The sequence below is a fragment of the Larkinella knui genome (assembly GCF_003858645.1).
Classification (GTDB): domain Bacteria; phylum Bacteroidota; class Bacteroidia; order Cytophagales; family Spirosomataceae; genus Larkinella; species Larkinella knui.
The window spans coordinates 543-2,034 of sequence record NZ_RQJP01000013.1 but is presented as its reverse complement, the minus strand read 5'-3'; the positions used below and the strand labels follow the sequence as shown (position 1 = coordinate 2,034).

Annotated in this window: 1 pseudogene; it reads right to left on the bottom strand. The window is 59.2% G+C overall.

What is annotated here, in order from left to right:
- A pseudogene (locus EHT87_RS31125) lies at positions 1–1,390 on the bottom strand (hypothetical protein); the annotation flags it as partial.
- Positions 1,391–1,492: the final 102 nt, after the last annotated feature.

Below are 1,492 nucleotides of genomic sequence, written 5' to 3'. Positions count from 1 at the left end.
CTACAGTCCCCGTCAGACTACAGGGCACCGATGGGCAGGTGCCCACCACCACCGGGGTGGTGTTGACGGCTGTACACCCACTGCCGTTGGTGATGGTCACACTGTAAGTGCCACTGTTGATCGCCGTCGCAGTGCTCAGCGTTGGGTTCTGCATCAGGGAGGTAAACCCATTGGGCCCTTTCCACTGATACGAGGTCCCTCCCGAAGCCGTCAGTTGAATCGTGACGGCACTGCCGCTGCACACCGTTTGCGAGGAAGCTACCGTTCCCGTCAGACTGCAGGGCACCGATGGGCAGGTGCCTACCACCACCGGGGTGGTGTTGACGGCCGTGCACCCACTACCGTTGGTGATGGTCACACTGTAAGTGCCACTGTTGATCGCCGTCGCAGTGCTCAGCGTTGGGTTCTGCATCAGGGAGGTAAACCCATTGGGCCCTTTCCACTGATAGGAAGTGCCTCCCGAAGCACTTAGCTGAATGCTGACCACACTGCCGACACACACCGTCTGGGAAGAGGCCACCGTTCCCGTCAGACTGCAGGGCACCGATGGGCAGGTGCCTACCACCACCGGAGTGGTGTTGACCGCCGTGCATCCACTGCCGTTGGTGATGGTCACACTGTAAGTACCGCTGTTGATCGCTGTAGCGTTAGTGAGCGTTGGGTTCTGCATCAGGGAGGTAAACCCATTGGGCCCTTGCCACTGATAGGAAGTGCCTCCCGAAGCACTTAGCTGAATGCTGACCACACTGCCGACACACACCGTCTGGGAAGAGGCCACCGTCCCCGTCAGACTGCAGGGCACCGATGGGCAGGTGCCTACCACCACCGGGGTGGTGTTGACGGCCGTGCACCCACTACCGTTGGTGATGGTCACACTGTAAGTGCCACTGTTGATCGCCGTCGCAGTGCTGATGAGCGGACTGGCCAGCGAAGAGGTGAAGTTGTTGGGGCCCTGCCATTGATAGGAAGTGCCTCCCGAAGCACTTAGCTGAATGCTGACCACACTGCCACTGCACACCGTCTGGGAGGAAGCTACCGTTCCCGTCAGACTGCAGGGTACCGATGGGCAAGTGCCTACCACCACCGGGGTGGTGTTGACCGCCGTACACCCACTGCCGTTGGTGATGGTCACACTGTAAGTACCACTGTTGATCGCCGTAGCGTTAGTGAGCGTAGGATTCTGTTGGGTACTGCTGTAACCATTGGGGCCTTTCCATTGATAGGAGGTTCCTCCCGAAGCCGTCAGTTGGATCGTGACCGCACTGCCACTGCACACGGTTTGGGAAGAGGCTACCGTCCCCGTCAGACTACAGGGTACCGATGGGCAGGTGCCTACCACCACCGGAGTGGTGTTGACCGCCGTGCACCCACTGCCGTTGGTGATGGTCACACTGTAAGTACCACTGTTGATCGCCGTAGCGTTAGTGAGCGTAGGATTCTGTTGGGTACTGCTGTAACCATTGGGGCCTTTCCATTGATAGGAGGTTCCTCC